The organism is Salinimicrobium sediminilitoris, assembly GCF_020866905.1.
Classification (GTDB): Bacteria; Bacteroidota; Bacteroidia; order Flavobacteriales; family Flavobacteriaceae; genus Salinimicrobium; species Salinimicrobium sediminilitoris.
The window spans coordinates 240,465-266,277 of record NZ_JAIVCC010000001.1 but is presented as its reverse complement, the minus strand read 5'-3'; the positions used below and the strand labels follow the sequence as shown (position 1 = coordinate 266,277).

Sequence of the window (25,813 nt, the reverse complement as noted above, 5' to 3'; positions counted from 1 at the left end):
TACTTTTTTGTCCAAAAATATGCTACTTCAAAACAACATCGCTAAATCTTACCTGAATATTTATTGAAGCTCCGGCATTTTGGCTGCCGTTATAACCTTTTAACTTTTGATTGTCGTAGGATTTGCTGGATGTTAGTTTCAACCCTTTTGGATATTCTACTTCGCTATTGGTTCCATTATATGTGAAATTGAAAGAGCTTTCAGGGAGATCAAGCACAAGGTCTGAATTCTCAAGAGTGATATCCAAATTCTTAAAACGAGGCGATACCTTATCTATCCTAAGCTCTCCAAAAGTCCCGGCAAGAATTCCTGTTTCACCCAGCTCTTTAAGATGCACATTGCTTGAGTTGGATTCAAGCTTAAGGCTTTCGGCTTTTTCGATCCTAAGGTCCTGCACATAAGCCGCGTTAAGAACTCCGTACTTCCAGTTCTTGATCATTACAGGTGTATAGGCCAATTTGAAATTGGTGTTTCTCCCCGCAATTTCCCCAGCACTGAATTTAGAATGAGAAACTTCCCCTCTAAGATTGTTGGTAGTTCCTCCAAGCTGCACTTCTCCGTGGCGCACGTTGAGCTTTAGTTGTCCATTTCGGGGCATTCTCACCTCCAAAACCTTCTTCTCAGAATTTCCATCTTTAAGAATAATAACATTGGATTTTGAATTCCCTTTTTGCTCCTTTGCCTGCTTTTCTACACTGGCGGCCCAGGTCTCCATCTCCTTTCCAAATTCTTCACCCCACTTTTCCATATCTTTCCCAAAGCTTTCGCCCCAAGCTTCCATTTTTTTCTCAAAATCCTTACTCCAGGCCTCCATTTTCATCTCCTGCTTTTTTCGAAGTGCAGAATCCCTTTCAAAATTCTGTGCCCAGTCTTCCATCGCCTTTTCGAAATCCTTCCCAAAGTTCTTCTCTATCTTTTTCTCAAACTGCTCCATATACTTCTCACCATCTTTTTGATACTGCTCATAATCGAAGTTGATCTCTCCCATGCTGGCATAGAATTCCGGTGGTAAAGGATGATTTGCCATACCTTCCAGCATTGGTCCGATCATGTTGGTAAGCGGGGCGATCATCTCCGGCAGTTTTGCAAGTGGTGCCTGCAGTGCGGCCATATTAAAATCCCCGGGGCCACCCGGTGCTGCTGCCGAATTTATCTTCACCTCCGATGCCGATCCATCCACATCCAGCATCCAGCTTTGAAGAGCCTTGGTGTTATTGCCTTCCCCTCCTTCAAGGTGAGCCGATACGCGGACTTCATTTTTATCCCAGTACTCAACATTCACCAGCGTATGGCGGGCATCAATATTCACCGTTACGTCCTTATTCGTTTTAAAAGTTTTATCCAGTTTGCTTGTCTGCGCCAGCATAGGAGCCGCACAGAGTAGTGCTATGATCGCGGTTTTAAGCCCTGTAGTTTTCATTTTCCTGTGTTTTAGATTGATTGATATCTTTAATTTTATTCTTCAGTTTGTTTAACAATTCCAGTCTTAATTGCAGGTTGGAGATCAAAGCCTCCACACTGCTTTCTGTTAGTCCGGTTTCATTTATCTCGGCATTTAATTTTTTATATTCCTGGTCGAGGCCCGATAATTGCTTCATAAAAGAATCCACCAGCACCTTATTAGAATCGTTCACATCCAGTTTTGCCAGTTCCATATTTAAGCTCGCCAGGTAAAAGTTCTCGATCTTTTTATATTCGGGCGAAACATCGCTTAATTGATACTCTTTGGTCACCGGGATATCGCTGTCATTGTCGCTTTTAGTTTGTACCTCAACAGGAGCGTCGGTTACCTGGCTGCCGTTAAAGCTGTCGTTTTGGTTAAGAAAGAAGAATCCAATTCCCAATACCACTATGAAAACAGCGGCTATCTTAAGGAAGAAGAAATTCCTGTTTGAAGATTTATCATTTTTTTCCTGCGGGAAGTTTTCTTCCAGTCTTGCCTCAAATCTCTTTTGATGTCCTTTTGGAGGCCTGGAAGGCAAAGTTCTGTCTTCCTGTAACATCTTTCTAATATCCTGTGCCATGTCTTTTTTCTTTAAGTTCTTCCTGTAATTTCTTTTTTCCGCGGTGAACCAGTGTTCTGGAGGCCACCTGAGAAATATTCAGTATATCTGCAATTTCTTCGTGATCATAACCTTCAATGAGATACAACATGAGAGGATAGCGGTATTTTTCGGGCAGCTCCTCCATGGCTTTTTTCACCTCTTCGAGTCCGACACCGTCATCAACATTCCAGTTCTCCTCTTCCTCAACAGTTCCAAGGATCTGTTCATTGATCGCTACAAGCTCCAACTTTCGGGCCTTTAGCTTATCGAGGCACTTGTTGATAACGATCCTTTTAAGCCAGGCTCCAAACGACACCTCCCCGGTGAATTGCGCCAATTTCTCGAAGGCTTTGATAAAAGCCTCCTGCATGGCATCCTCAGCTTCAAACGGATCGTTGATAAACCTCTGGGCAACATAATACATGCCATCGCAGTACTTGTTATAAAGCTTGAGCTGCGCCCTACGGTCGTTCTGTTTGCAAGCCTCTATTAATTGATGTTGTATCAAAATAACTTCAGTTTGGTTGGGTTTCACTTTAAAGACGACAGTATTTCTGTCGCGTTGCAAAAAAATTAATTAAATGTAGATTTTTTTTCTGAAGACCTTTTCAAAAGGGCATTCTTAAGAGGTTTGCTGCGGAAGGTGTGGTCACGCTGAGCCCGACCGAAGGGAGGATCAGTCGAAGCGCTGATGACAAACTTCTGTTCCAAAGGACTTCGACTATTCGCCTGTCGGCGGCTCAGTCTGACAGGTCGAGCGTCGTATGTCTGTCGTCCCTACAGGACTCTTTTTCCTTGCTCTTTTATTTTTACCAATCTTTTGTCCCTAGGGGACAAGCGAATTCAGAAGTAAATGATGTGAGCTTAGCTTTTGTACGTAGAATTGTAAGATCCCTGGTCACTTCCTTCCCTGTCGGTCAGGAAGTTCTGTAGGGATGACAAACGGGTGTCATTTCGAAGGAGCTTTTTTAGCGACTGAGAAATCTCTTTTTAGGGGACGGAGGGTGGAGGACAGTGGACAGGAAGAAGCAGTGGTCAGTGGTCAGTGGTCAATATAATGTCCTTAAAAGAAAGTCTCTGAAAGTGACATTTTTGGAAGATAGTACTGAAGAAGGTTTTATCCAGCATATTTCAAAATGTTGCGAGCTGCGGGTTCCGAGATGCGGGTTGCAGGTTCTAAACTGTTGCAGGTTGCCGGTTGCCTGTTCTCCGAAGCTTTAGCAAAGGAGCGCTGTTTACAGTTTTATTGTCATTTCGAAGGAGCTTTTTTAGCGACTGAGAAATCTCTTTTTTGTGGACGGAGGGTGGAGGACAGTGAACAGGAAGAAAAGTGAGATCCCTCGTCACTCCCTTTCCTGCCGGTCAGGACGTTCTGTCGGGATGATAAACGTGTCATTTCGAGCTGCGGGTTGCGCGTAGTTCTGTCGCAATGACAAAGAAAAGTCGTACTTCGTACTTCGTAGATCTAACTTCCTTTAAGCAACTCCAGGATCTTCTGCTCCACTTCAGCCGACTCCCATTTTTCTTCTATTTCGGGAAGTTGCATTATTTTATCCATAATAGCAGCCTGCCGGTCGCCGGTTTTTAAAGCTTCAGCATAAGGGGCTTCAGAAAATGTGACCCTGGAATATACAGGAATCCATTGTTCAGGATGTTTGGCGGCAAATTTCTTTTCGATCTTCTTCCGAAGTAAAAAGTCGAGATCGGCAGTTTTACTACTCATTTCAAGAAAATTCCGGTAACTGAGTTCGGCAATGGCATCGGCATTGGGCTTCCGCAGGGCCTGGTATTGTGCAAAGATCTTTTCCCAATCATCCCCAAATTCAGTTTCAAGGCGGCTGAGTTCAGAAATATCTTCAAAGCCGGCATTCATTCCCTGCCCGTAAAAAGGAACTATGGCATGAGCGGCGTCACCGACCAAGGCTATTTTGTCATAATAGGTCCAGGGATAACATTTTACCGTCACCAGGGCGCTGGTTGGATTTTTAAAAAAGTCGCGGGTAAGATTGGAGATCTCGTCCTTGATATCGGGAAAGAACTCTGTAAAAAAACTCTCGGCTTTAGCTTCGTTAGTGAGACTTTCAAAGGAATGCTCCCCTTCAAAAGGCAGGAACAAAGTGCAGGTAAAACTACCATCAAGGTTGGGCATGGCAATCAACATGAACTTGCCACGGGGCCATATATGAAAGGAATTTTTATCGAGCTTGTGCGAACCATCGGGATTGGCCGGAATGCGCAGTTCCTTATAGCCCACATCAATGAAATGCTGGGAATAGTTAAACCTGCTTTGTCGCTGCATCTTGTGACGCACCCGTGAGAAAGCACCATCGGCCCCGAAAATAAGGTCGAAATTGTACTCCTGCCACTCCCCTTTTTCAGATTCTCCCGTGTAGAGCCTGGCTTCTGTTAGATCCACATCCCATACCTTCTCTTCAAAACGAAATTCGGCCCCGGCAGCTTCTGCCAGGTCGATCATCTTTCGGTTTAAAACTCCGCGGGAAATCGAGTAAATAGCCTCCCCTTCCTTTCCATAATTCTGAAAATAAACGGGGCTGCTGTTCACATGCATGGCACGGCGATACAGGGGAATCGCCAGTTTCCTCACCTCCTCCTCAATACCGGCTTCACGCAAAGCTTTCCAGCCGCGATTGGACATGGCGAGATTAATAGAGCGGCCCGAGAACTCAACCTTGCGCACATCGGGGCGGCGGTCAAAAACGGTTACAGAATGGCCTTTTTGCTTAAGGTGAAGGGCAAGTAAAGAACCGACGAGGCCGGTGCCTACTATGGCAATATTTTTTTTGTGCTGCATGTTGCCTGCGAAAATACAATTTTTTCCGGTTGCTAGTTTAGTATTGCCCGGCAGCTGTTGCGGGTTACGAGTTGCGGATTGCAAAAATGTTTCAGGTTACAGGTAGTTACCGCTCACTTTCCCTATTTTCCATTAATCCTTATTCCTTAAACCTTAATATTTTCGAAGGGTTAAACCTCCGTTAAAGTCAAAACCAAGGAATGAAAGCTTTTGTACATTTAATAAATAATCTGTTAGAAACTAATTAAAAATTCACAGATTAATAATACATACAACCATTATATCTAACCAGCGGCCATAAGGTTGCACAAATTATGAACTATGAGAGATTTAGTGTGGCTTATTATCGTTTTACTGATCATTGGATGGTTGATAGGCTATTTCGCCTTTCCGGACCTTGGTAGTATTATCCATATCCTGATCGTAATCGCAGTGATCCTGATCATTTATAAATTACTAACGGGAAGGAGCCTGTAAATCGATTATTTGCAGCCCAAAGAATAAGAGGCCGCCCCGGTAAATATGGAAAAGAATTTCTGAATCCTCTATTTTAGAGTGATCTCTCATTTCTTATTCATATTTGGAGCGGTCTCTCCTTTTTTAAAAAGTTCGAGAACTGGAAAATAGAAGTTGAGGACTGGGATTAGGGATTAGGGATTAGGGATTAGGGATTAGGTGAACTTCCCTGATTAGTGTTGACCGGTTTAAAGGTTAATTTTCATTATCAAAAATAGTAATTACTGGTCGCTCTTCTGGTTCGAGGGTTAACCAATAATTGATGAACTCTTCAGGGTTTCTTTTTTCTAAGTGACCATGTGATCTTTTACTATTGTAGTTCTTCACTGCCTTTTTCACCTGACTTTTAAGTTGAGTAAAAGTTTGTGGTTTCCAGTGATCCAGATATTCCTCTTTAATCGTTCTGTTGATCCTTTCGGCATAAGCATTATCCTGGGCACTTAAAGCCATACTGATCGTCGTTGTATTGGACTTTAAAAGATCAATATAGGATTTGTAAGTGTACTGACTCCCTCGATCTGAGTGATGGATCTTTGGAGCTTTATTGTCTTTTAAAGCCATCTTTAAAGCCTTCAGGTTTGCTGTCCCCCTCATGTGATCAGAGACTTCATAGCCAACTAATTTCTTAGTGTAGACATCTATAATGAAGACTGCATAATAAAATTTATCTCCTACCCGGTAATAAGTGATATCACTTTGCCAGATCACCGAAGGTGCATTGATCTCTATGCCTTTTATCTTGTTTGGATAGTAGATCTTACCCGCAATAGTGGTGCGTCTGTAATTCTTCTTCCTTTTAAGACGATAACCTAGTTGCATAAAAGTATCAACAAAGCGATCTCTTCCAATAAAATCAGGCTTTAGAGTATAGTACATTTTCTCCACCCCACAACCAGGATGGTCTTCTCGAAGGTCATCAGCTTCTTCCATCAACTGCATCAGGCGATGATCAAATACAGTTTGCCTTCGTGCATATTGATGTACAGCTTGTTTACTGATCCCGATACCTTCATAGAATTGGTTCATGGAATAACTCACTTTTTCTTTGTTTTTCCTGAACCAGTTGACTGTGGGGTGCTGTAGTTTTTTTTAATGTCGATATCCAGCTCTGACTTAGCCAGTTCAATCATCTTTTCCAGATAATCCAGCTGTATCTGTTTACGTCCTAAAGCTGCCTCCAGTTCTTTGTTCCTGGATTCCAGCTCTTGCATCTTTTTATTGCTACTGTCTTTTATTTCTACGACTCTAAAACCTTTCTCGTTAAAGGTAGAAAATTTATAAATCCATCGGTAAATGACCTGATTAGCTATTCCATGAAGCTTTGAAAGTTGATTGACACTAAACTCTCCACTTTCAAAATCGGCAACAATTTGTCTCTTGAATTCATCAGAATACTGACGAGATTTTCGCAATAATCGTACATTGGGTTTCATACAAGTTGATTTTGTGGTCAACCTATATCAGGGACGTACAGGGATTAGGGATTAGGGAAATTAAAAAAACAATTAACCATTCCCCAATTAACTGATTAACCAATTTCAGGGATTAGGGAAAATAAAAACCTGACCACTCTCTAATTAATCAAATAACCAAAAAGAAGATGGCAGAGAATTTTGAAAACCTTCAATGTTGGCAGGTTTGTAATGAACTGAAAACTTACATTAAAGAAAAAATTCTCCCTTCTTTACCAAAATCGGAGCGATTCGAATTATATTCTCAACTCTTGCGAGCTTCTAGATCAGCTACAGCTAACATAGCAGAAGGATGGGGTAGATATCATTACAAAGAAAATATAAAATTTCTCTTGAATGCCCGGGGCTCAATAGCAGAAATCCTGGACCACACTTTAGAAGCAAAGGCATGGGATTATATCTCGGATGAAATCCTACAAAACGTCCGTCACCAAACTGAGTCTTGTATAAAATTGATCAATGGATAAATTAATTACCTTAGGAGACAAGCCGATGAAAAGCAGTAATTTAGTATTAGAATTAACGATTTAGAAATGAAAAACTAAACCTTTTCCAATTAACCGATCACTAATTAACTAATAACAAAAACATGTGGAACTTAAAAGGACAAACGGCTGTCATTACCGGCGGCTCCAAAGGAATTGGTCGTGCGACCGTACTTGAATTCTTAAAATTGGGTGCAGAAGTACTGTTCACCGCCAGGAATGCAGATGATATCCTGAAGGTAGAAGATGAATTCACTTCGGACGGATACAAAGTAAAAGGAATAGTTGCTGATGTTACGAAAGCTGAAGACCGTCAAAAGATCTCGACCTGGGTAGATAACAACTGGAAAGCTGTGACCATTCTGGTAAATAACGCCGGGATCAACATTCGGAAGAAAGCTACTGAAATTTCAGAAGATGAACACCGGCAGGTACTCGAGACCAATCTAATATCGCCGTTTCTGCTGGCCCGGGAACTTTATCCACAACTAGTGAAGTCCAAAAATGGAAAGATCATCAACATAGCGTCGGCTGCTGCGACCCAGGATGTGGGCACCGGTACGCCCTATGCTATGGCTAAAGCCGGACTTTTGCAGCAAACCCGTAGTCTGGCAGTAGAATGGGCAAGAGATCATATTAGGGTAAACGCAGTTTCTCCCTGGTACACCCGTACTCCGCTTACAGATTCAGTTCTGCAAGGCGAAAGAAAGGAGATGATCTTAAGGAGAACTCCTCTCCACCGCATCGCAGAACCCGAAGAAATTGCTTCGATAATAGCATTTTTGGCCATGGATAAATCATCCTTCATTACCGGACAAAACATAGTTGCTGATGGGGGAATGAGTGTGAAAGCGCTTTAGGAAGTTAGATTTACGAAGGTAGAAGTTAGAAGTAAAAAAGGTTTTGTTGTCATCTCGACAGAGCTTTTTCTTTCGTGAGAAAGAGGGAGCGACGAGAGATCTCATCATTTGAGCTATTGAATGCTGGTTATATACGTCCTTTCGAAGGAGCTTTTCCTGCAACTGAAGCCAGCCTACCGGCGAGACAGGCAATATTATTCCCGGTAAGGAGAAAAGTTACTGCTAATCCTCTCCCCCGCCCTTTTCCCATTTTGTCCTGGCCGTAAAGCGAGCCGGGAAAAGTAGTTGGCAGTGCGCAGTGATTAGCTGGCGGTTTTATTATTATAAACTGATAGCTGTTAGTGATGGGGTATTAGCCTTTAGACTTTGTTCTCATGGTGAATTGTGAATTTTGGCTTGGAATCGTGCTTTTTAATTTATCGATTAACCAATCCCCAGGTAACTAGTTAACTAATTCACCAATCCCCAATTCACCAATTAACTAATCCCCCATTTTCATATCTTTATCCAATACCAACTATAATTATATGAAAAAGATCACTCTCCTCGTTCTCCTTCTCGTTGCCATCACATCCTGCAATAAAAATGAAGATCAAACTATTGTGCAAAAAATAGCTGAAGCTAACGGAATACAAAATTTTGATGATGTAAAGGAACTCCGCTACACCTTTAATGTAAAAGTTAATGATACGCTGAGGACCAGCAGAGCCTGGACGTGGCGGCCACAGGAGAAGACAGCTACCCTCACAACGCCCGACAGTACGGTAAGCTACAACTACGAAACAGAGGCTTCTCAACATGAAGCGGTAGATCAGCGGTTCATTAATGATCAGTACTGGCTGCTGTTTCCATTCCACCTGGTATGGGATGAGATGGAATGGGAGCATACGGAAGAGGCTACAGCGCCTATCAGCGGTGAAGAAATGCAGCGCGTCACCGTCACCTATCCCGATGGCGCAGGTTATACCCCGGGAGACATGTACGAAGTCTACTTTGGAAATGATTATATGATACAGGAATGGGTATACCTATCTGGAGGAAGTAGAGAAAATCCATTGGCTACTACCTGGGAAGATTATGAAGTTTTTGAGGGAATAGCCATTGCTAAAATGCACCGAAGTGAGGATGGGAGTTTTGAGTTGTTTTTTACGGATGTTAATGTTGTGACGGAGTGATGGAGTGACGGAGTGATGGAGTGACGGAGTGATGGAGTGACGGAGTGATGGAGTGATGGAGTGAAAATCGTTGCGGGTTACGGGTTGGGAGTTTTCCTGTTTCCTGTTTCCTGTTTCCTGTTTCCTGTTGCCAGTTCTCTGTTATCAGTTCTCGGTTATCAGTTTTTTTGATTTTACACCTGATGTTTATCCTTTTATTTATTAATCTTCAAACACACACTAAGCACTTACTGCCGACTTAGTACTACGTACTGCCGACTGAATTTCTTCTGTCATCTCGACAGAGCTTTTTCTTTCGTGACAAGGGATCTCATCTTTTGATCAGGTGTCAGTTCTCTGTTGTCCGTTCTTTTGATTTACACCTGATGTTTATCTTCTTTATTTATTATTCTTCACACACACCAAAAGCACTTACTGCCGACTAGTACTTCGTACTGCCTACTGATTTCTTCTGTCATCTCGACAGAGCTTTTTCTTTCGTGAGAAAGATGATGCGACGAGGGATCTCATCTTTTGATCAGGTGTCAGTTCTCTGTTGTCAGTTCTTTTGATTTACACCTGATGTTTATCTTTTTTATTTAGAATTTCTTCTGTCATTTCAACAGAACATTTTCTTTGGGTAGAAAGATGATGAGACGAAGGATCTCATCATTTGAGCTAGCGGCTGCCCGCCCGCCGAAGCTTTAGCACAGGAGAGTTGGCCTTTCTAAATGGAGTGAGCAAGCGACGAAGTAATGGTGTGAAGAGCTTTTAACCGTTGGCCATTTATCTGGTGGCAGAGGACAGTGAAGGTGGAGTTTAAACTACAATTACAGTGGCCGTCTCTTCGAGTGATTTCTTTGAGCGCAGCAAGAGGAAATAGTATCGAGAAGAGAGGCAGGGAATATAAGATTTCAGAAGTAAGAAAGTATAGTTACTTTTTTTGCTGCGCCTTTTCCCGTTTCGCCCCTCACCCTTTCCCTAGGTTTCGGGAGGAGCCGGGAAAAATAATTAAATTATTACTTATCTTTGAGTTAAAGATCTTGGTTATGGATATAAAGGCCACAAAACTGGAACTTATGCAGCTCCTACTTCAAACAGATGAAGAGAGTGTTTTAAAAAGAGTGAAGTCCATTTTAGAGGAAGAATCTACTGATTGGTGGGATGATCTCAACGAGGAAGAGATAGACGAAATTTATATTGGTTTATTACAAGCTGATAGCGGAGAGGTAATTGACCATGAGGAAGTCAGGAAAAAGTTTAATAAATGGCTACAAAAGTAGTCTGGACCCACCAGGCAGTAATTGGTCTTGAGAAAGTAATGGGTTATCTTGAAAAAGAATGGACTGTAAAAGAGATTATTAGCCTGAACCAAAAAATTGATAGTCTTATAATAAATTTACAAAACCAGCCAGAATTATTTAAAAACTCCCATAAGTATAAAAAACTCCGAAAAGCACTTATCGACAAAAATAATTACCTGATATACAAGTGGATACCTGCTGAAAATAAAATTATAATAATTAATTTTCGAGGTGCCAAACAGAGACCGATTTACTAATTCCAGGGAGGAGCCGGGAAAAGAAAATCGGCAGTTCCCCGTGATTGGTGGGTAAGTTTTGTTCGGTAATTAGGGGGCCGAATAATTAAAACCATTCGTGTATTCGTGGCCAAGAAAACTTCCCCTCCCAATCTTCACATTCTCACATCTTCAAATTTTCAAATCATTTCCTCCTTTTCATTCTTCCAACTAATCCTTACATTTGTTCAACAGCGGGGTTGCCCCCCAAAAATTTCTGCTTCCCTACCGCAGAAAAAATTTTATCAAATACAGACAACAGAGATTATATGAATTGGTACGCCCTGTATACTAAACCGCGGTGGGAGCAAAAAGTTGCGAATGAACTTGAGAAAAGAGACATTAAGGTCTACTGCCCTACTATTACGGAAGTAAAACAGTGGAGCGACCGCAAAAAGAAAGTCACTTCTCCCCTTTTTAAATCTTATGTTTTCGTGTACCTGGAGGAAAAAAACCGGTCACAAGTTTTCGATGTTCCCGGGGCAGTCCAATATGTATTCTGGTTGGGCAAACCTGCTATTATCCGCCAGGAAGAGATCAATACAATCAAAAACTGGCTGGAGGATGACCGCGTGGAAGCGGTAGAAGTATCCCACCTCTCCCCCGGCGACCGACTCACTATTGCAGAGGGCAGTTTTAAAGGTAAAGAAGGGGTTGTAGAGCAGATCGGAAAAAAGCGCCTCAGACTTGTCTTAAAAGATCTTGGAGTGGTTGTGAATGTCAGGGTGTCGGATGTTCTTTCGTAATTCAATATTCCGTGTTCAAAATTCAGGATTAAATGATTAAAGATCCTATTTTTCCATTCGCTAATTAACTAATTAACCATTCCCGAATAACCAATTAACTAATTCACCATTCCCCAATTAACTAATTCACTATTTCAGGGATTAGGGATTAGGGATTAGTGATCAGTGGTCAGTGGTCAGTGGTCAGTGGTCAGTAACCACTAAAAAGAAATCCAAGACACCAATCCCCATTAACCAATCCCCATTAACCAATCCCCAATTAACCAATTAACCATTCCAAGGATTAGAGATTAGGGATTAGTATTCAGTGATCAGTGGTCAGTGGTCAGTGGTCAGTGGTCAGTGGTCAGTTAAAAAAACAAATTGCCAAATAACCATTCCCCAGTTCACCAAAGCACCAAATTCCAATCTTTCCATTCCCTAATTAACTAATTAACCATTCCCCGAATAACCAATTAACTATTTCAGGGATTAGGGACTAGGGACTAGTATTCAGTGATCAGTAATCAGTAACCAGTAAAAAAATTCAAATTACCAATCCCCATTTAAACAATCCCCATTTAACCATCCCGTCAGTTAGAGTGAATTTGAGCCTGCGAGAGCAGGGGAAAATTAGTATCGAGAACAACCATTCCCAACTAACCATTCCCCAGTTCACCAATCCCCAATTAACCAATCTCCAATTAACCAATCCCCAATTAACTTATTAAACATCCGGTACTGTGTAATCTTGGGAACTATTTTGCTGCTAAATATTCTTTGGCGGTCATTACTGGTATTTTGGAGCTTGTAAAATCTTTTTTATTTCTGGTAATAATAATGTCTACGTCATTTTCTATTGCAGAATAATATTGCAGTCCATCTTCAAAATCAGGAAAACTGTTATCACTTAAGGCCAGTTCGATGATTTTATCATCGAGATTCAATATCTCCACAAGCACTTTAAATTTCCTTAAGATTTCCCTTGCTTCTTTTGCAGATTTTAATTTTGTCAGAATGTAATTCGTATTGGCAAATGTGTGAGAAGAAATGGCGAGATGAACTTCCTTTTTATCCGCCTGAGAAAAAATACGGGCTGCATCGTTATAAAATCCTTTTTTTTCTGAAAGCAGATCAATAACAATATTAGTGTCAACCAGTAATTTTTTCATTTATATTTTTCAATTAAATATTGAGAATATTCTTCTTTTTCATCAAAATCATTCTCAATTGAAATTACTCCACTCAGGCTTCTTACCAAAGGAGTAATTTCAGTTTTACCGGCCTCTTTTTTGGTAAGGGAGCTCAGATAAGATTCTATCAATTTTGAAAGACTAACCTCGTTTGATCGTGCATAACGTTTTGCAGCCTCAATAACATCGGCTTTTAAACTTAAGGTAAGTTTTTTGTCCATCTCTTAATAGTTTACGTACAAATATACAAATTTATTACGTATGAAGTTAGTGAATAGTGAATAGTGAATAGTGAATAGTGAATAGTGAATAGTGAATAGTGAATAGTGAATAGTGAATAGTGAATAGTGAATAGTGAATAGTGAATAGTGAATAGTGAATAGTGAATAGTGAATAGTGAATAGTGAATAGTGAATAGTGAATAGTGAATTTAAAAAACAATTATTATTCCCGAACTATTTAATTGACCATTCTAATTAACTAATTAAATATTCCCAAATTAGCTATTCTCCAATTAACTAATTAACTAATTTCAGGGATTAGGGATTAGGGATTAGTATTCAGTGGTCAGTCATCAGTGATCAGTAACCACTAAAAAGAAATCCAAGACACCAATCCCCATTAACCAATCCCAATTAACTAATTAACTATTTCAGGGATTAGGGATTAGGGAAAATAAAAAAATCTAATAACCGTTCCCCATTTAACCAATCCCCACTTAACCAATCCCCACTTAACCATTCCCCAGTTAACCAATTAACCAATTAACCAGTCCCCAATTAACCAGTCCCCAATTAACTAATTAACTATTTCAGCGATCAGGGATTAGGGATTAGTATTCAGTGATCATTGGTCAGTGGTCAGTGGGTCAGTTAAAAAAACAAATTGCCAAATAACCATTCCCCAGTTCACCAAAGCACCAAATTCCAATCTTTCCATTCCCTAATTAACTAATTAACCATTCCCCGAATAACCAATTAACTAATCCCCAATTAACCAATTAACTATTTTAGGGATTAGGGACTAGGGACTAGTATTCAGTGATCAGTAACCAGTAAAAAAAATTCAAATTACCAATCCCCATTTAACCAATCCCCATTTAACCATCCCGTCAGTTCGAGTGAATTTGAGCCTGCGAGAGCAGGGGGAAATTAGTATCGAGAAAAACCAATACCCAGTTAACCAATCCCCAATTAACCAATCCCCAATTAACCAATTAACCAATCTCCTGCCAGAAAAACCGACAACTGAGAACTCACAACCCATAACCGAAAGAGCGCAAACGTTTTCTTAAAGATTACTAAAAAAATCCTCCCGTCTCCTTAGAAAAATTTAACATTTCCTTCTCCTCGCTTCTTTCATTTTCCACCTTCTTCTCGACCATAAAACCTTCTGCCATTACGGTTTTCCGTAAAAATTGGTGTTTTTGACCAATGTTGATAAAAACCTCCATTATTTAACATTCATTGTTTGTCTTAAAGTAAAGTTAACGAATATATTTGCCGGCTCGTAGGTTTGGATGTCAGTCATCTGATTTTCTGAACCTTTCATCGATCTGATTTCACTAAATGTGGGACTCAGAGCGGCGAAGCCGTGACAGGAAGGTAGAAATACGAACTTAGAATTGCGAAGTTTGAATAACATCTTCTTAAATCTTACAGCGGAAATCGTTAACAGCAAAGTAATACTCGCCACGACGAAGCCTCTACCTTCTGAATTGGCAAAATAATCAAGAGACTTTATGTCAAGAATTCTTCACGTCCTCCTTACGGGAGGAGTAGGAAGCCGCTTGTGGCCTCTTTCCCGACAATCCCGGCCAAAACAGTACCTGAATATTTTTTCAGAATCAAAAAGCCTGTTTGAAATGGCTGTAGAGCGAAATGCAGGTTTTGTAGATCAAATAATAGTGGTTGGAAATCAGGGCAACAGGCAGCTTTCTGAAGAATGTCTTCAAAAACTTGGTGTCTCAGAATATATTGATATTGTAGAAGCCACACCTCGCAATACCGCTCCTGCTATTGCTTTTGCAGCTTTCGCTGCCAAACCTGAAGATATTCTCCTCGTAACCCCTGCAGACCACATCATACAGGAAGGACCGGAATATTCTACCGCAGTTCAAAAAGCTATTGATCTTGCCGGGCAGGACAGCATTGTTACTTTCGGAATTCAACCTTCGCGCCCGGAAACCGGCTATGGATATATTGAACATACCGGAGAAGATGTCCTCTCCTTTAGAGAAAAACCTGCTGCTTCAACTGCAGAAGATTTTTTAAGTAAAGGAAATTTCCTCTGGAATAGCGGGATGTTTTGTTTTAAAGCAGGTATCTTTCTTAATGAACTGAAACAGTTTCAACCGGAAGTTTACGAGAACTCTCTTACCGCCTGGGGAAACAGCAATGATGGTCGATTGGAACTTGAAACTTCCCTGAAGATCCCATCAATAAGCGTGGATTATGCTGTAATGGAAAACAGTGACAAAATCAAAGTAGTCCCCTCCTCTTTTGAATGGAGTGACATGGGCAGTTTTGAAGCTATTTATGATTACCTCCGCCAGCAGGGACACCCTGTGGATCTTGAGGGGAATATGGTAATAGGCACGGGTAAATTCACTGCTTTTGTTGGTATGAGAAACAGCATTCTTGTATGCACCCAAGATGCAAACCTGGTACTTCAAAAAGAAGTGTCCCAGGATGTAAAGAAAATATATCAGCAACTGGAGGAGGAAAATTCTCTTCTTCTTAATTAGAACGATCCGCGGAATCCTTACCAATCCGCGGAATCTATTTTAAAATGAAAGATTCCTCCCATAAGAGACATATAGCTAAAGCCATTACCTGGCGGGCTGTTGGAACCCTGGATACCATCCTGCTATCCTGGTTCATCACAGGAGATCCTTTGTTGGGATTGCAGATAGGACTGGCAGAAGTTCTTACTAAAATGCTGCTTTACTACCTGCATGAACGTCTTTGGTTTAAGATCAATATTGACAGCGAATCCTCAAACTGGCGACATTTAGCCAAGACGATAAGCTGGCGTGTAGTTGGTACAATTGACACAATGGTCCTCGCCTGGATCATCTCAGGCGATCCTATGATAGGATTAAAAATTGGGCTGGTCGAAGTAATAACGAAAATGATTCTTTATTATTTACACGAAAAGATCTGGTATCGTTCCAATTATGGATTACCAAATAGAAGAAATCAAACTAGTTCTGTAACAAATGAATAATATAGTACCACAGGATTACGCCATAACTCGTGCTATGCGCAGTGAACTTAAAAAGCATCAGCCACTGGTGATCTGGTTTACAGGGCTTTCCGGCTCCGGAAAATCAACTATCTCCAATGCGGTGGAAAAAGCACTTTTTGAAAAAGGAATTCACACCTATACCCTTGACGGAGATAATATTCGTGGCGGACTGAATAAAAACCTAGGCTTTACTGAAGAAGATCGAACTGAAAATCTAAGACGGATCGCAGAAGTAGCAAAATTATTTCTAAATGCAGGAGAAGTTGTTCTTTCTGCTTTTATTACGCCATTGGAATCTGACAGAAATCTCATCAGGGAAATAGTCGAAAAAGAAAATTTCGTAGAGGTATTTGTCAACACCTCATTAGAGGAATGTGAACGACGAGATGTGAAGGGGCTATACAAGAAAGCACGAGCGGGAGAAATCCCAAATTTCACGGGAATATCGGCCCCATTTGAAAAACCCAACAATCCCTCTGTGGAAATAAGAACAGAAGAAGAAACAATTGAAAGATCAGCTCAAAGAGTACTGGATCATATTTTACCTATAATACAATTGAAGCACAATGAATAAGTACTACCTGAACTATTTAGACGAACTGGAAGCAGAGGCCATTTATATCCTAAGGGAGGTTTGGGCTCAATTTGAGAATCCGGTTATTTTATTTTCCGGAGGAAAAGATTCTATTCTGGTGACTCATCTGGCAAAAAAAGCTTTCTATCCCGCTAAGATCCCGTTCGCTTTGATGCATGTGGATACAGGACATAACTTTCCGGAAACTATCCAGTTCAGGGATGATCTTATCAAGGAACTTGGAGTAAAACTTATTGTAGGTTCTGTACAGGATTCTATAGACCAGGGACGAGTAGCCGAAGAAAAGGGGAAAAATGCAACCAGAAATGCATTGCAGATCACTACGCTTCTTGACGCTATTGAAGCAAATAAAGTCGACTGCGCTATTGGAGGCGGAAGGAGAGATGAAGAAAAAGCCCGTGCGAAGGAACGGTTCTTTTCACATAGAAATGACTTTGGGGAATGGGACCCTAAGAACCAGCGACCGGAATTATGGAATCTCTTAAACGGAAAACACTTTGAAGGAGAACATTTCAGAGCATTTCCTATAAGTAACTGGACAGAAATGGATGTATGGAATTACATCAAACGTGAAAATATCGCCATTCCATCGTTATATTTTGCCCATGAGCGGGAAGTTGTGAGAAGAAGTAATTCTTGGATCCCACTTTCAGAATTTCTACGTCTAGAGCAGGGTGAAAAAGTAGAGAAAAAGAAGATCCGCTTCAGAACGCTTGGAGATATCACCATTACCGGCGGAATAGAGTCTGATGCCGATACTTTGGAAAAAATCGCACAGGAGGTTTCTGCAATGAGAAAGACAGAACGCGGTGATAGATCAGATGATAAAAGATCTGAAACGGCGATGGAGGACAGAAAAAAACAAGGTTACTTCTAATTATCGCGAATTAAAGCGAATTCACCCGAATGCCTTCTCAGGACGACAAAATTCTTTACAAAGAAGAAAGCTACAAGATCATTGGAGCCTGTATGAAAGTTCATCGTGCATTAGGTCCCGGATTTTTGGAGGCTGTTTATGAAGAAGCCCTGGAAAAAGAATTTGCAAATTCACACATACCTTGTCAAAAACAGGTAAAGCTGAATGTCTTTTATGAAGATGAAAAACTGACCAGATACTATGTAGCAGATTTTATTTGCTTTGAAGAGATCATTTTGGAGATAAAATCAGTAAAACATATACCTGTTGCTTTTTATTCTCAACTCAATAATTACTTAACAGCAACAAAAAAAGAACTGGGAATCCTCATTAATTTTGGAACTCCCTCCTTAACATATATGCGAGTAATAAACACGAAAAAGTAAATTCGCGTTAATTCGCACAAGAAATTCGCAAAATTCGGGTTAAAAAATTCGCGAAAATTCGCAACTAAAATGGAGATCAACAATAACCAACTACTAAGATTCACAACTGCCGGAAGTGTAGATGACGGGAAGAGCACCCTTATCGGTCGCCTTTTGTACGATTCAAAATCAATTTTCGAGGATCAGCTGGAATCGGTTACCGCAAGTAGTGTCAAAAAGGGACATGCCGGGGTGGACCTGGCCATGTTTACCGATGGACTAAAGGATGAAAGAGAACAGGGAATTACTATTGATGTAGCTTACCGCTACTTTACTACTCCAAAAAGGAAATTCATTATTGCCGATACTCCGGGACATATTCAGTATACCCGGAACATGGTGACCGGCGCTTCTACTGCCAACGCGGCAATAATTTTAATTGACGCCAGACATGGAGTTATTGAACAAACCAAGAGGCATTCATTTATTGCTTCTCTTTTAAACATTCCTCACCTGATCGTCTGTGTAAATAAAATGGATCTGGTGGATTTTTCTGAAGAACGCTTTAATGAAATTGAAGCTGAGTTCGAAGAATTTGCTTCAAAACTTCTGGTAAAAGACGTACGTTTTATTCCAATTAGTGCTTTGCTGGGTGACAATGTTGTTAACCGTTCAGAAAATATGGCCTGGTATCAGGGAGGAACTTTATTAAACATTCTGGAAACCCTGCACATTAGCAGTGACATCAATAAAATTGATGCCAGGTTCCCGGTGCAGACGGTTCTAAGGCCGCAAAGAGATGGCTTTATCGATTACAGAGGTTATGCAGGCAGGGTCGCCAGCGGCATCTACCGCCTAGGAGATGAAGTAGCTGTATTGCCTTCAGGTTTTACATCCAGGATCAAAAGTATCAATGCCGGGGAACAGGAACTGGAAGAAGCTTATGCCCCTATGTCCATTGCCATGACTCTGGAAGATGATATTGACATCAGCCGCGGGGACATGATCGTTAGAAAAAATAATCAGCCGGAGCCTTCTCAGGAGTTTGATGTGATGCTTTGCTGGCTGAACAATTCTGCTGCCAAACCTAAAACGAAATATACTTTGGTACATACCTCGAATAGCCAAAGGGCTATGATCAAAGAGGTGGTTTATAAAATGAACATTAATAGCTTTGAGCGAGACAGTGAAGATAAAGATCTTGCGATGAATGACATTGCCAGAGTGAAGATCCGTGCGACAAGTCCGTTAATGATCGATTCTTACCGTGACAACCGCAATACCGGCAGCATCATCCTTATCGATGAGAGCACGAATGAGACCGTGGCTGCGGGAATGATTGTTTAAAGCACAGATTGCACGGATTTTAAAAGGGATTACACAGATTAGGGATTAGGGATTAGGGATTAGAATAAAAAAAAATGAATGACCGATTAACCAATTTCCATTCAGTTAATCCCAGTTAACCAATTAACCAATCCCCAATTAACTCAATAACCAAACTTTAGAATGAGACAATTACTTGAAGTAGCTATACAAGCTTCATTAGCCGCCGGAAAACGCATCATGGAGATCTACAACAATGAAGACTTTGAAATAGAGGCCAAAGGTGATGATTCTCCGCTGACGAAAGCCGACCTTGCTTCTCATGATATTATCATGGAATACCTCAGGGAAACTAATATTCCTGTACTTTCTGAGGAAGGAAAGGATCTGCCTTATGAAGAGCGAAAGCAGTGGTCTGAGCTATGGATCGTAGATCCTATCGACGGCACCAAGGAATTCATTAAAAGGAACGGAGAATTTACAGTAAATATAGCATTGGTTAAAGATCAGGTGCCGGTAATGGGGGTGATCTATGTACCGGCATTAAAGGAACTGTATTTTGCTGAAAAGGCAACGGGTTCCTACAAACTAGAAGGAATTACAGAATTTTCAGGTATGGAAGAAATTGCAAAAACAGCAACGAAACTTCCACAAACCACAAACAACAAACCATATACAGTAGTAGCCAGCAAATCTCACCTTTCTCCTGAAACGGAGGAATATATAAAGGAACTTCAAAAAGAACTTGGGGAGGTGAATAGCATTTCCAAGGGAAGTTCTTTAAAGCTCTGTATGGTGGCAGAAGGGCAGGCCGACTGCTACCCCCGCTTCGCCCCTACCATGGAATGGGACACTGCTGCCGGACAGGCCATTTGCATGTATGCCGGCAAAACAGTAACAGACTACACCACAAAAAAAGAAATGCTATACAATCGGGAGAATCTTTTGAATAACTGGTTCCTTGTAAAATAAAGTTAGCGTCAGTTCGAGTGGCCGACCTAAGGAGGCTGTATCGAGAACAAGTGAACACAGAATAAAGTTAAAATCCGCGGAATCCACTCTACTCCGCAAAATCTTCATAAAAAATGGAAACAGACATTAGGCCCTGGGGGCAATATTGGATATTGGAAGATGCCGATACTCATAAAGTAAAAAGAATAGAGGTGAAACCCGGAGGACGTCTATCATATCAATATCACCACAAACGTGCAGAAGCATGGACTATGGTTCAGGGAACGGGAAGAATAACCTTGGACGGAGTGGTAAAAGATTATCAGACCGGAGAAACCGCCATGATTCCTTTGGGTGCAAAACACCGCATCGAAAATGCAACAGATGAAAAACTTGTTTTCATCGAAGTGCAGCACGGCACCTACTTTGGGGAAGATGACATAGTGAGAATAGAAGACGACTATAACAGAGACTAACACAATCCGCGGAATCAGCCAGAATCCGTGTAATTAACGAATAAAATGAGTAAAAAAGTAGCCTTAATAACGGGAGTAACCGGACAGGATGGAGCATATTTAGCTGAGTTCCTTCTGAAAAAAAATTACACTGTACATGGATTAAAAAGAAGAACTTCTTTATTCAATACAGACCGAATTGATCACCTGTACCAGGATCCGCATGAAGAGAACAGGAATTTTATTCTTCACTATGGGGACATGACCGACAGTACAAATCTTATTCGTTTGATCCAGGAGATACAACCGGACGAGATCTACAATCTGGCAGCAATGTCTCACGTTGCCGTATCTTTTGAAACTCCTGAATATACAGGTAATGCCGACGGATTGGGAACATTGAGAATTTTGGATGCGGTTCGTCTCCTCGGACTGGAAAAAAAGACCCGAATCTATCAGGCTTCAACTTCCGAATTATATGGGAAAGTACAGGAGGTACCACAAACAGAAACCACTCCTTTTTATCCGCGTAGTCCATATGCTGTTGCTAAAATGTATGCTTACTGGATCACGGTAAATTACCGTGAGGCTTACGGCATGTATGCCTGCAATGGAATTCTTTTCAATCACGAATCTCCGCTAAGAGGAGAAACTTTTGTAACCCGAAAAATTACCCGTGCAGCTTCAAGAATTGCTCTTGGGCTACAGGATAAGTTCTACTTAGGAAACCTTGATGCCCAAAGAGACTGGGGGCATGCCAAGGATTATGTTCGCATGATGTGGATGATCCTGCAGGCCGAAGAAGCTGAAGACTGGGTCATTGCTACCGGTAAAACAACGCCTGTGAGGGATTTTGTTCGTATGGCTTTTGCTGAAGTTGGAATTGAACTTGAGTTTATTGGTAATGGCGTAGATGAAAAAGCCTACGTAAAATCCTGCAGCAATCCAGACTTCCAAATAGAAGAAGGAAAAGAAGTGCTTGCCGTAGATCCTAAATATTTCCGTCCAACAGAAGTAGATCTGCTAATTGGAGACGCCAGTAAAGCAAAGAACAAACTCGGCTGGGTACCCGAATATGATCTGCAGGACCTGGTAAAAGACATGATGAGCAGTGATGTGGAGTTGATGAGAAAGGATAAGCATTTGAAAGAAGGTGGTTACCAGGTTTTAAATTACTTCGAGTAACAAACAAGATTACACGGATTAGAACGGATTACACGTAAACTCAATTCCTTTACCCCAGCCCTAAAGGGAGGGAATTGAGTTGAGAAATCGAATTCAGAAAATGGCCTATCGAAAGGTTTTCGTGAAATTTGAAATGAAAGTGCCGTAAAATTTTATGCTGTTTGAGCGGACCTGAACATAGTTTTCACACCTCTCATTAACGCGAGTTCATAAAATTTAGGCACTAAATGAAAAATTTAGAAAAGGTTTCGTAAGCCTAGACTTTTTTGTTTCTTTTTTGGGCGATGCAAAAAAGAAAAATATTACAGATAGCACCTTCCAAAATAGAAAATAGTGGGGTAATCTCTTAAAGTGAGAATCTACAATATTACATAGATGAATAAAGAAACTAGAATATATATAGCAGGCCACCGCGGCATGGTTGGCTCCGCAATTTGGAGAAAACTTAAAGCTGAAGGCTACACCGACCTAATAGGAAAAACCTCCAAAGAACTGGACCTTCGCAACCAGCAGGCAGTTACCGACTTCTTCGCAACAGAAAACCCTGAAGTGGTCATTGATGCAGCTGCAAGAGTTGGAGGCATACTTGCTAACAATGATTATCCATACCAGTTCCTGATGGAGAACCTGCAGATCCAGAACAACCTGATCGATGCTGCTCACAAAAATGATGTAGAAAAATTCATCTTTTTGGGTAGTTCCTGCATCTATCCCAAAAACGCACCACAGCCCTTAAAGGAGGAATACCTGCTAACCGATAGCCTGGAGCCCACCAACCAGTGGTATGCCATTGCCAAGATCGCCGGAGTAAAAGCTTGTGAGGCCATAAGAAAACAATACGGAAAAGATTTTGTCTCTCTTATGCCAACTAACCTTTACGGGAGCCATGACAATTTTGACCTGGAAACCTCCCACGTACTTCCTGCAATGATCAGGAAATTTCATGATGCCAAGGAGAATGGACATGTGCCGGTAACCTTATGGGGTTCAGGGAAACCAATGCGGGAATTTTTACACGTGGACGACCTTGCCGCTGCTGTATTTTTTGCACTGGACAACAAGCTCGAAGAAAACCTATACAATGTAGGTACAGGAGAAGACCTGACCATTAAAGAACTGGCAGAACTTATCCAGGAGATCACCGGTCATAAGGGAGAGATCATTTGGGACAGCTCCAAACCCGATGGGACTCCTCGAAAATTAATGAACGTGGACAAGCTGAAAAACGAAGGTTGGTCCTCCTCCACTCCACTCGAAGAAGGGATCAGAAAAACCTATGACTGGTTCTTAAACAATCAGAACAAATTCAAAGAAGTTAAACTTTAATTCTAACCATAGAGGACACAGAGCACCCCACAGAGGTCACAGAGAAAGACTCTTTTAATTCTGTGCCGTACTCTGCGAAACTCAGTGGGTAACAAATCCGCGTAATCCGCCCAAATCAGTGGAATCCGCATCTGAATGAAATGAAGATAACAAATATTTGCTGCATAGGAGCAGGCTACGTAGGTGGTCCAACTATGGCCGTGATCGCACAAAAGTGCCCCGAGATCAACGTCACTGTTGTTGACATTAATGAGGCAAGAATTGCTGCATGGAATGATGAGGATGTAGAAAATATTCCAATTTACGAGCCTGGTTTATCTGAAGTAGTAAAAGAAGCAAGGGGAAGAAACCTCTTTTTCTCTACAGATGTGGATGCCGCCATAGATAAAGCGGACATGATCTTCATCTCCGTAAACACTCCTACCAAGACCTACGGAATTGGTAAAGGCATGGCGGCCGATCTTAAATGGATCGAGCTTTGCGCTCGACAGATCGCCAGGGTATCCAAAAATGACAAAATAGTAGTAGAAAAATCCACACTGCCGGTGCGTACGGCCGAGGCTTTAAAAAGCATTCTGGACAATACCGGCAACGGAGTAAATTTCCAGATCCTTTCCAACCCGGAATTTTTAGCAGAAGGAACTGCGGTTGAAGATCTGCAAAACGCAGACAGGGTATTGATTGGAGGAGACTCGACTACTGCTGCAGGACAGGATGCTATCCAGGCGCTGGTTCATATTTATAACCATTGGCTTCCGAAGGAAAGGGTCCTTACCACCAATGTGTGGTCCTCAGAATTGTCAAAACTTACCGCCAATGCTTTTCTCGCACAGCGTGTATCCAGTATTAACGCCATGAGCGAACTCTGCGAAAAAACCGGCGCTGACGTAAATGAAGTAGCAAGAGCAATAGGAATGGATTCCCGTATTGGCCCAAAATTCCTCAAATCATCTGTTGGTTTTGGGGGCTCATGTTTCCAAAAAGATATTCTAAACCTGGTGTACATCGCAAAATCTTACGGCCTAAATGAGGTAGCCGATTACTGGGAGCAGGTGATCATAATGAACGATCACCAGAAAAGAAGGTTTGCGGCCAATATTGTCAGCAACCTGTACAATACTGTAGCCGGTAAAAAGATTGCACTGCTGGGTTGGGCCTTTAAAAAGGACACCAATGACACCCGGGAGACCGCTGCAATGTATGTAGCAGATTACCTGCTCAACGAACAAGCTGAGATCGTGGTATATGATCCAAAAGTAAAAGTGGAGCAGATCTACGCCGATCTCGATTACCTGGGCAGCAGAAGCCGGGAAGAAAACAGAAAATTACTTACAGTCGTAAATGAACCCTATGAAGCTTGCAGGGATGCACATGCCATTGCGGTAATGACCGAATGGGACGAATTTAGAACTTATGACTGGGAAAGGATCTACGACTGCATGCTAAAGCCTGCTTTTATCTTTGACGGAAGAAACATCTTAAATATTAAAGAATTGGCTAACTATGGCTTCAATATTAGCAGCATTGGCCTTCCACCTTTTAGGAAAGAAAAAGAACCGCAGAAATCTATTGTAATATAAGAAAAACCTGTTTAGCGTAGGAGTAGGTAATCCAGTCACCTCTGAATAGGGGGATTGAAGTGAGCGCTCCTGAACAAGTTTTACTTCGCTAAGAATTAGAGCCAAACATCTTTGATACCTGTTTAGCCTTAACCTATTAAATATCACCTCCTAATTTTGAGAAAAAGTACCATTGTAATCGATAGGGAAATCGAAAAAATCCAAGAAATTCGCGTTATTCAGGCTCTTGCAGAATCTGGCTACTCTATTGTCATTTCAAATGAGCAGAAAAAAAATCTGCAATTCATTGTTAAACACTTCCCTAAAAAGTTTAACACCGGTTATAAAGACGGATTGTTTTTTTCTGAATTGATAGCAATTAACCACTCTGAGCCTACCACCTCGATTGGATCTTTGATTAGACCTCTTATTTTTCCCCATTATTTTTGCTACCGTCTTAAATCCGAGTGGAAAGAAAAACGCAGAGTGAGGTTTTCTTTTGCAGGTTTAATGTCCGCAGAACGAAAAAGAGTCATTGAATTATGGTTAAATAAGCACAGAGTTCAGAAGAAAAAACTTGAACTTCCAGATGAAAGTGGAACTACATTTCGAGCAAAAAGAAAAATTCTAGCCTTACTTGGGAAAGGAATCTACTGGAGACATAAGGACACATATATTTGGCTATCAGATAGAGGCAGAAGATTCCCAATAAAAGCATGGGACAGAGAATATTATGATAATCTTTGCCAATCCCAATTTGTTTTATGTCCCTCAGGAGATTTTATCTGGACCTACCGGTTTTTTGAAGCAATTCTGTGCGGTGCAATTCCTGTGATTGAAGAGAATTGTCCTCTATATGAAAATTATAGGTTTTACTATATGCAAGATAATCGGGAAAATTTTACATGGTCGTGTGAGGATGCAGAGTACAATTACAATCTCTGTCTGAAAAATATGACTTTACCTATTAATCTGCTCAGGAATGAAATAAGAAAATATAGCCTTGTGTAATTAAAAAAAGGCAATAACTCTGCTGCCAGAAATA

The 25,813-nt window shown here is 41.1% G+C and carries 27 protein-coding genes; 19 read left to right on the top strand and 8 right to left on the bottom strand.

The annotated features are described in order from the left end of the window. Positions 1-22 precede the first annotated feature (22 nt). The 4 genes from LA313_RS01120 to LA313_RS01105 all read right to left on the bottom strand — a co-directional run bounded on the left by LA313_RS01120 (position 23) and on the right by LA313_RS01105 (position 4,857). Positions 23-1,420: a YggN family protein gene (locus tag LA313_RS01120; RefSeq protein WP_228912766.1), complete on the bottom strand. Its 1,398-nt coding sequence runs from the start codon at positions 1,418-1,420 to the stop codon at positions 23-25. Beyond that, positions 1,401-2,024 carry a hypothetical protein gene (locus LA313_RS01115; protein ID WP_228912765.1) on the bottom strand — a complete coding sequence of 208 codons (624 nt, stop codon included), beginning with the start codon at positions 2,022-2,024 and terminating at the stop codon, positions 1,401-1,403. The genes LA313_RS01120 and LA313_RS01115 overlap by 20 nt, the downstream gene beginning before the upstream one ends. Then, a complete protein-coding gene (locus LA313_RS01110) occupies positions 2,008-2,553 on the bottom strand; it encodes an RNA polymerase sigma factor (RefSeq protein ID WP_228912892.1) in 546 nt (181 codons plus the stop codon). The genes LA313_RS01115 and LA313_RS01110 overlap by 17 nt, the downstream gene beginning before the upstream one ends. A gap of 957 nt (positions 2,554-3,510) precedes the next feature. Continuing rightward, entirely contained in the window at positions 3,511-4,857 is a 1,347-nt protein-coding gene (locus LA313_RS01105) for an FAD-dependent oxidoreductase (RefSeq protein WP_228912764.1), read from the bottom strand. Between the two features lie 321 nt (positions 4,858-5,178). Here LA313_RS01105 and LA313_RS01100 point away from each other — a divergent pair, with 321 nt between their 5' ends. Beyond that, a complete protein-coding gene (locus LA313_RS01100) occupies positions 5,179-5,334 on the top strand; it encodes a lmo0937 family membrane protein (protein ID WP_029038389.1) in 156 nt (51 codons plus the stop codon). Between the two features lie 234 nt (positions 5,335-5,568). On the opposite strand, the gene LA313_RS01095 is transcribed toward LA313_RS01100, so the two are convergent. Beyond that, a complete protein-coding gene (locus LA313_RS01095) occupies positions 5,569-6,399 on the bottom strand; it encodes an IS3 family transposase (RefSeq protein ID WP_228912763.1) in 831 nt (276 codons plus the stop codon). A gap of 8 nt (positions 6,400-6,407) precedes the next feature. After that, positions 6,408-6,806 carry a transposase gene (locus LA313_RS01090; protein WP_228912762.1) on the bottom strand — a complete coding sequence of 133 codons (399 nt, stop codon included), beginning with the start codon at positions 6,804-6,806 and terminating at the stop codon, positions 6,408-6,410. Between the two features lie 167 nt (positions 6,807-6,973). Here LA313_RS01090 and LA313_RS01085 point away from each other — a divergent pair, with 167 nt between their 5' ends. The 6 genes from LA313_RS01085 to LA313_RS01060 all read left to right on the top strand — a co-directional run bounded on the left by LA313_RS01085 (position 6,974) and on the right by LA313_RS01060 (position 11,669). After that, positions 6,974-7,312: a four helix bundle protein gene (locus LA313_RS01085; RefSeq protein WP_228912761.1), complete on the top strand. Its 339-nt coding sequence runs from the start codon at positions 6,974-6,976 to the stop codon at positions 7,310-7,312. Between the two features lie 122 nt (positions 7,313-7,434). Next, entirely contained in the window at positions 7,435-8,190 is a 756-nt protein-coding gene (locus LA313_RS01080; RefSeq protein WP_228912760.1) for an SDR family oxidoreductase, read from the top strand. Between the two features lie 527 nt (positions 8,191-8,717). Further along, complete coding sequence (locus LA313_RS01075) at positions 8,718-9,365, top strand: hypothetical protein (RefSeq protein ID WP_228912759.1); 648 nt, start codon at positions 8,718-8,720, stop codon at positions 9,363-9,365. Between the two features lie 1,028 nt (positions 9,366-10,393). Continuing rightward, the gene (locus LA313_RS01070; protein WP_228912758.1) at positions 10,394-10,627 is read left to right on the top strand and encodes a hypothetical protein; all 234 of its coding nucleotides are present in this window, start codon (positions 10,394-10,396) and stop codon (positions 10,625-10,627) included. Further along, positions 10,612-10,905 (top strand): type II toxin-antitoxin system RelE/ParE family toxin, encoded by a 294-nt coding sequence (locus tag LA313_RS01065; protein ID WP_228912757.1) that lies wholly within the window; start codon positions 10,612-10,614, stop codon positions 10,903-10,905. Before LA313_RS01070 ends, LA313_RS01065 begins: the two co-directional genes overlap by 16 nt. A 287-nt stretch (positions 10,906-11,192) precedes the next feature. Then, positions 11,193-11,669, top strand: coding sequence for a UpxY family transcription antiterminator (locus tag LA313_RS01060; protein ID WP_228912756.1), 477 nt, complete (start codon positions 11,193-11,195; stop codon positions 11,667-11,669). Between the two features lie 737 nt (positions 11,670-12,406). On the opposite strand, the gene LA313_RS01055 is transcribed toward LA313_RS01060, so the two are convergent. Continuing rightward, positions 12,407-12,820 (bottom strand): type II toxin-antitoxin system VapC family toxin, encoded by a 414-nt coding sequence (locus LA313_RS01055; protein ID WP_228912755.1) that lies wholly within the window; start codon positions 12,818-12,820, stop codon positions 12,407-12,409. Further along, the gene (locus LA313_RS01050; protein WP_228912754.1) at positions 12,817-13,062 is read right to left on the bottom strand and encodes a DUF6364 family protein; all 246 of its coding nucleotides are present in this window, start codon (positions 13,060-13,062) and stop codon (positions 12,817-12,819) included. Before LA313_RS01050 ends, LA313_RS01055 begins: the two co-directional genes overlap by 4 nt. Positions 13,063-14,582: 1,520 nt before the next feature. On the opposite strand from LA313_RS01050, the gene LA313_RS01045 reads away from it, so the two are divergent. From LA313_RS01045 to LA313_RS00990, 12 genes are all read left to right on the top strand, one after another. After that, on the top strand, positions 14,583-15,587 hold the full coding sequence (locus LA313_RS01045; RefSeq protein ID WP_228912753.1) for a mannose-1-phosphate guanylyltransferase: 1,005 nt from the start codon (positions 14,583-14,585) through the stop codon (positions 15,585-15,587). A 44-nt stretch (positions 15,588-15,631) separates the two neighbouring features. Then, positions 15,632-16,069 (top strand): DUF2061 domain-containing protein, encoded by a 438-nt coding sequence (locus LA313_RS01040; protein ID WP_228912752.1) that lies wholly within the window; start codon positions 15,632-15,634, stop codon positions 16,067-16,069. After that, a complete protein-coding gene (gene cysC / locus LA313_RS01035; RefSeq protein WP_228912751.1) occupies positions 16,062-16,664 on the top strand; it encodes an adenylyl-sulfate kinase in 603 nt (200 codons plus the stop codon). Before LA313_RS01040 ends, cysC begins: the two co-directional genes overlap by 8 nt. Further along, on the top strand, positions 16,657-17,562 hold the full coding sequence (gene cysD / locus LA313_RS01030) for a sulfate adenylyltransferase subunit CysD (RefSeq protein ID WP_228912750.1): 906 nt from the start codon (positions 16,657-16,659) through the stop codon (positions 17,560-17,562). The genes cysC and cysD overlap by 8 nt, the downstream gene beginning before the upstream one ends. Before the next feature lie 29 nt (positions 17,563-17,591). Further along, positions 17,592-17,987: a GxxExxY protein gene (locus LA313_RS01025; RefSeq protein ID WP_228912749.1), complete on the top strand. Its 396-nt coding sequence runs from the start codon at positions 17,592-17,594 to the stop codon at positions 17,985-17,987. A gap of 69 nt (positions 17,988-18,056) precedes the next feature. Next, on the top strand, positions 18,057-19,313 hold the full coding sequence (locus LA313_RS01020; protein WP_228912748.1) for a sulfate adenylyltransferase subunit 1: 1,257 nt from the start codon (positions 18,057-18,059) through the stop codon (positions 19,311-19,313). 162 nt (positions 19,314-19,475) lie between these two features. Then, positions 19,476-20,264: a 3'(2'),5'-bisphosphate nucleotidase CysQ gene (gene cysQ, locus LA313_RS01015; RefSeq protein ID WP_228912747.1), complete on the top strand. Its 789-nt coding sequence runs from the start codon at positions 19,476-19,478 to the stop codon at positions 20,262-20,264. A 113-nt stretch (positions 20,265-20,377) separates the two neighbouring features. After that, positions 20,378-20,719, top strand: a complete 342-nt coding sequence (locus tag LA313_RS01010) for a phosphomannose isomerase type II C-terminal cupin domain (protein ID WP_228912746.1) — start codon at positions 20,378-20,380, stop codon at positions 20,717-20,719. A gap of 45 nt (positions 20,720-20,764) precedes the next feature. Beyond that, the gene (gmd, locus tag LA313_RS01005; RefSeq protein WP_228912745.1) at positions 20,765-21,883 is read left to right on the top strand and encodes a GDP-mannose 4,6-dehydratase; all 1,119 of its coding nucleotides are present in this window, start codon (positions 20,765-20,767) and stop codon (positions 21,881-21,883) included. Positions 21,884-22,258: 375 nt separating this feature from the next. After that, positions 22,259-23,209 (top strand): GDP-L-fucose synthase family protein, encoded by a 951-nt coding sequence (locus LA313_RS01000; protein ID WP_228912744.1) that lies wholly within the window; start codon positions 22,259-22,261, stop codon positions 23,207-23,209. A gap of 140 nt (positions 23,210-23,349) precedes the next feature. Next, on the top strand, positions 23,350-24,789 hold the full coding sequence (locus LA313_RS00995; RefSeq protein ID WP_228912743.1) for a UDP-glucose 6-dehydrogenase: 1,440 nt from the start codon (positions 23,350-23,352) through the stop codon (positions 24,787-24,789). A gap of 156 nt (positions 24,790-24,945) precedes the next feature. Continuing rightward, on the top strand, positions 24,946-25,779 hold the full coding sequence (locus tag LA313_RS00990) for an exostosin domain-containing protein (RefSeq protein WP_228912742.1): 834 nt from the start codon (positions 24,946-24,948) through the stop codon (positions 25,777-25,779). The last annotated feature ends 34 nt before the right edge of the window (positions 25,780-25,813 follow it).

Bases quoted from the DNA above. Each gene is read 5' to 3' on its own strand.
- LA313_RS01025 (WP_228912749.1), top strand. From the start codon at position 17,592: ATGCCTTCTCAGGACGACAAAATTCTTTACAAAGAAGAAAGCTACAAG.
- LA313_RS01105 (WP_228912764.1), bottom strand. From the start codon at position 4,857: ATGCAGCACAAAAAAAATATTGCCATAGTAGGCACCGGCCTCGTCGGT.
- LA313_RS01060 (WP_228912756.1), top strand. From the start codon at position 11,193: ATGAATTGGTACGCCCTGTATACTAAACCGCGGTGGGAGCAAAAAGTT.
- cysQ (WP_228912747.1), top strand. From the start codon at position 19,476: ATGAGACAATTACTTGAAGTAGCTATACAAGCTTCATTAGCCGCCGGA.
- LA313_RS01010 (WP_228912746.1), top strand. From the start codon at position 20,378: ATGGAAACAGACATTAGGCCCTGGGGGCAATATTGGATATTGGAAGAT.
- LA313_RS00995 (WP_228912743.1), top strand. From the start codon at position 23,350: ATGAAGATAACAAATATTTGCTGCATAGGAGCAGGCTACGTAGGTGGT.
- LA313_RS01040 (WP_228912752.1), top strand. From the start codon at position 15,632: ATGAAAGATTCCTCCCATAAGAGACATATAGCTAAAGCCATTACCTGG.
- LA313_RS01000 (WP_228912744.1), top strand. From the start codon at position 22,259: ATGAATAAAGAAACTAGAATATATATAGCAGGCCACCGCGGCATGGTT.
- LA313_RS01095 (WP_228912763.1), bottom strand. From the start codon at position 6,399: ATGAACCAATTCTATGAAGGTATCGGGATCAGTAAACAAGCTGTACAT.
- LA313_RS01085 (WP_228912761.1), top strand. From the start codon at position 6,974: ATGGCAGAGAATTTTGAAAACCTTCAATGTTGGCAGGTTTGTAATGAA.
- LA313_RS01065 (WP_228912757.1), top strand. From the start codon at position 10,612: ATGGCTACAAAAGTAGTCTGGACCCACCAGGCAGTAATTGGTCTTGAG.
- LA313_RS01090 (WP_228912762.1), bottom strand. From the start codon at position 6,806: ATGAAACCCAATGTACGATTATTGCGAAAATCTCGTCAGTATTCTGAT.
- LA313_RS01020 (WP_228912748.1), top strand. From the start codon at position 18,057: ATGGAGATCAACAATAACCAACTACTAAGATTCACAACTGCCGGAAGT.
- LA313_RS01055 (WP_228912755.1), bottom strand. From the start codon at position 12,820: ATGAAAAAATTACTGGTTGACACTAATATTGTTATTGATCTGCTTTCA.
- LA313_RS01070 (WP_228912758.1), top strand. From the start codon at position 10,394: ATGGATATAAAGGCCACAAAACTGGAACTTATGCAGCTCCTACTTCAA.
- LA313_RS01120 (WP_228912766.1), bottom strand. From the start codon at position 1,420: ATGAAAACTACAGGGCTTAAAACCGCGATCATAGCACTACTCTGTGCG.
- LA313_RS01080 (WP_228912760.1), top strand. From the start codon at position 7,435: ATGTGGAACTTAAAAGGACAAACGGCTGTCATTACCGGCGGCTCCAAA.
- LA313_RS01075 (WP_228912759.1), top strand. From the start codon at position 8,718: ATGAAAAAGATCACTCTCCTCGTTCTCCTTCTCGTTGCCATCACATCC.
- LA313_RS01115 (WP_228912765.1), bottom strand. From the start codon at position 2,024: ATGGCACAGGATATTAGAAAGATGTTACAGGAAGACAGAACTTTGCCT.
- gmd (WP_228912745.1), top strand. From the start codon at position 20,765: ATGAGTAAAAAAGTAGCCTTAATAACGGGAGTAACCGGACAGGATGGA.
- LA313_RS01100 (WP_029038389.1), top strand. From the start codon at position 5,179: ATGAGAGATTTAGTGTGGCTTATTATCGTTTTACTGATCATTGGATGG.
- cysC (WP_228912751.1), top strand. From the start codon at position 16,062: ATGAATAATATAGTACCACAGGATTACGCCATAACTCGTGCTATGCGC.
- LA313_RS01045 (WP_228912753.1), top strand. From the start codon at position 14,583: ATGTCAAGAATTCTTCACGTCCTCCTTACGGGAGGAGTAGGAAGCCGC.
- cysD (WP_228912750.1), top strand. From the start codon at position 16,657: ATGAATAAGTACTACCTGAACTATTTAGACGAACTGGAAGCAGAGGCC.
- LA313_RS01050 (WP_228912754.1), bottom strand. From the start codon at position 13,062: ATGGACAAAAAACTTACCTTAAGTTTAAAAGCCGATGTTATTGAGGCT.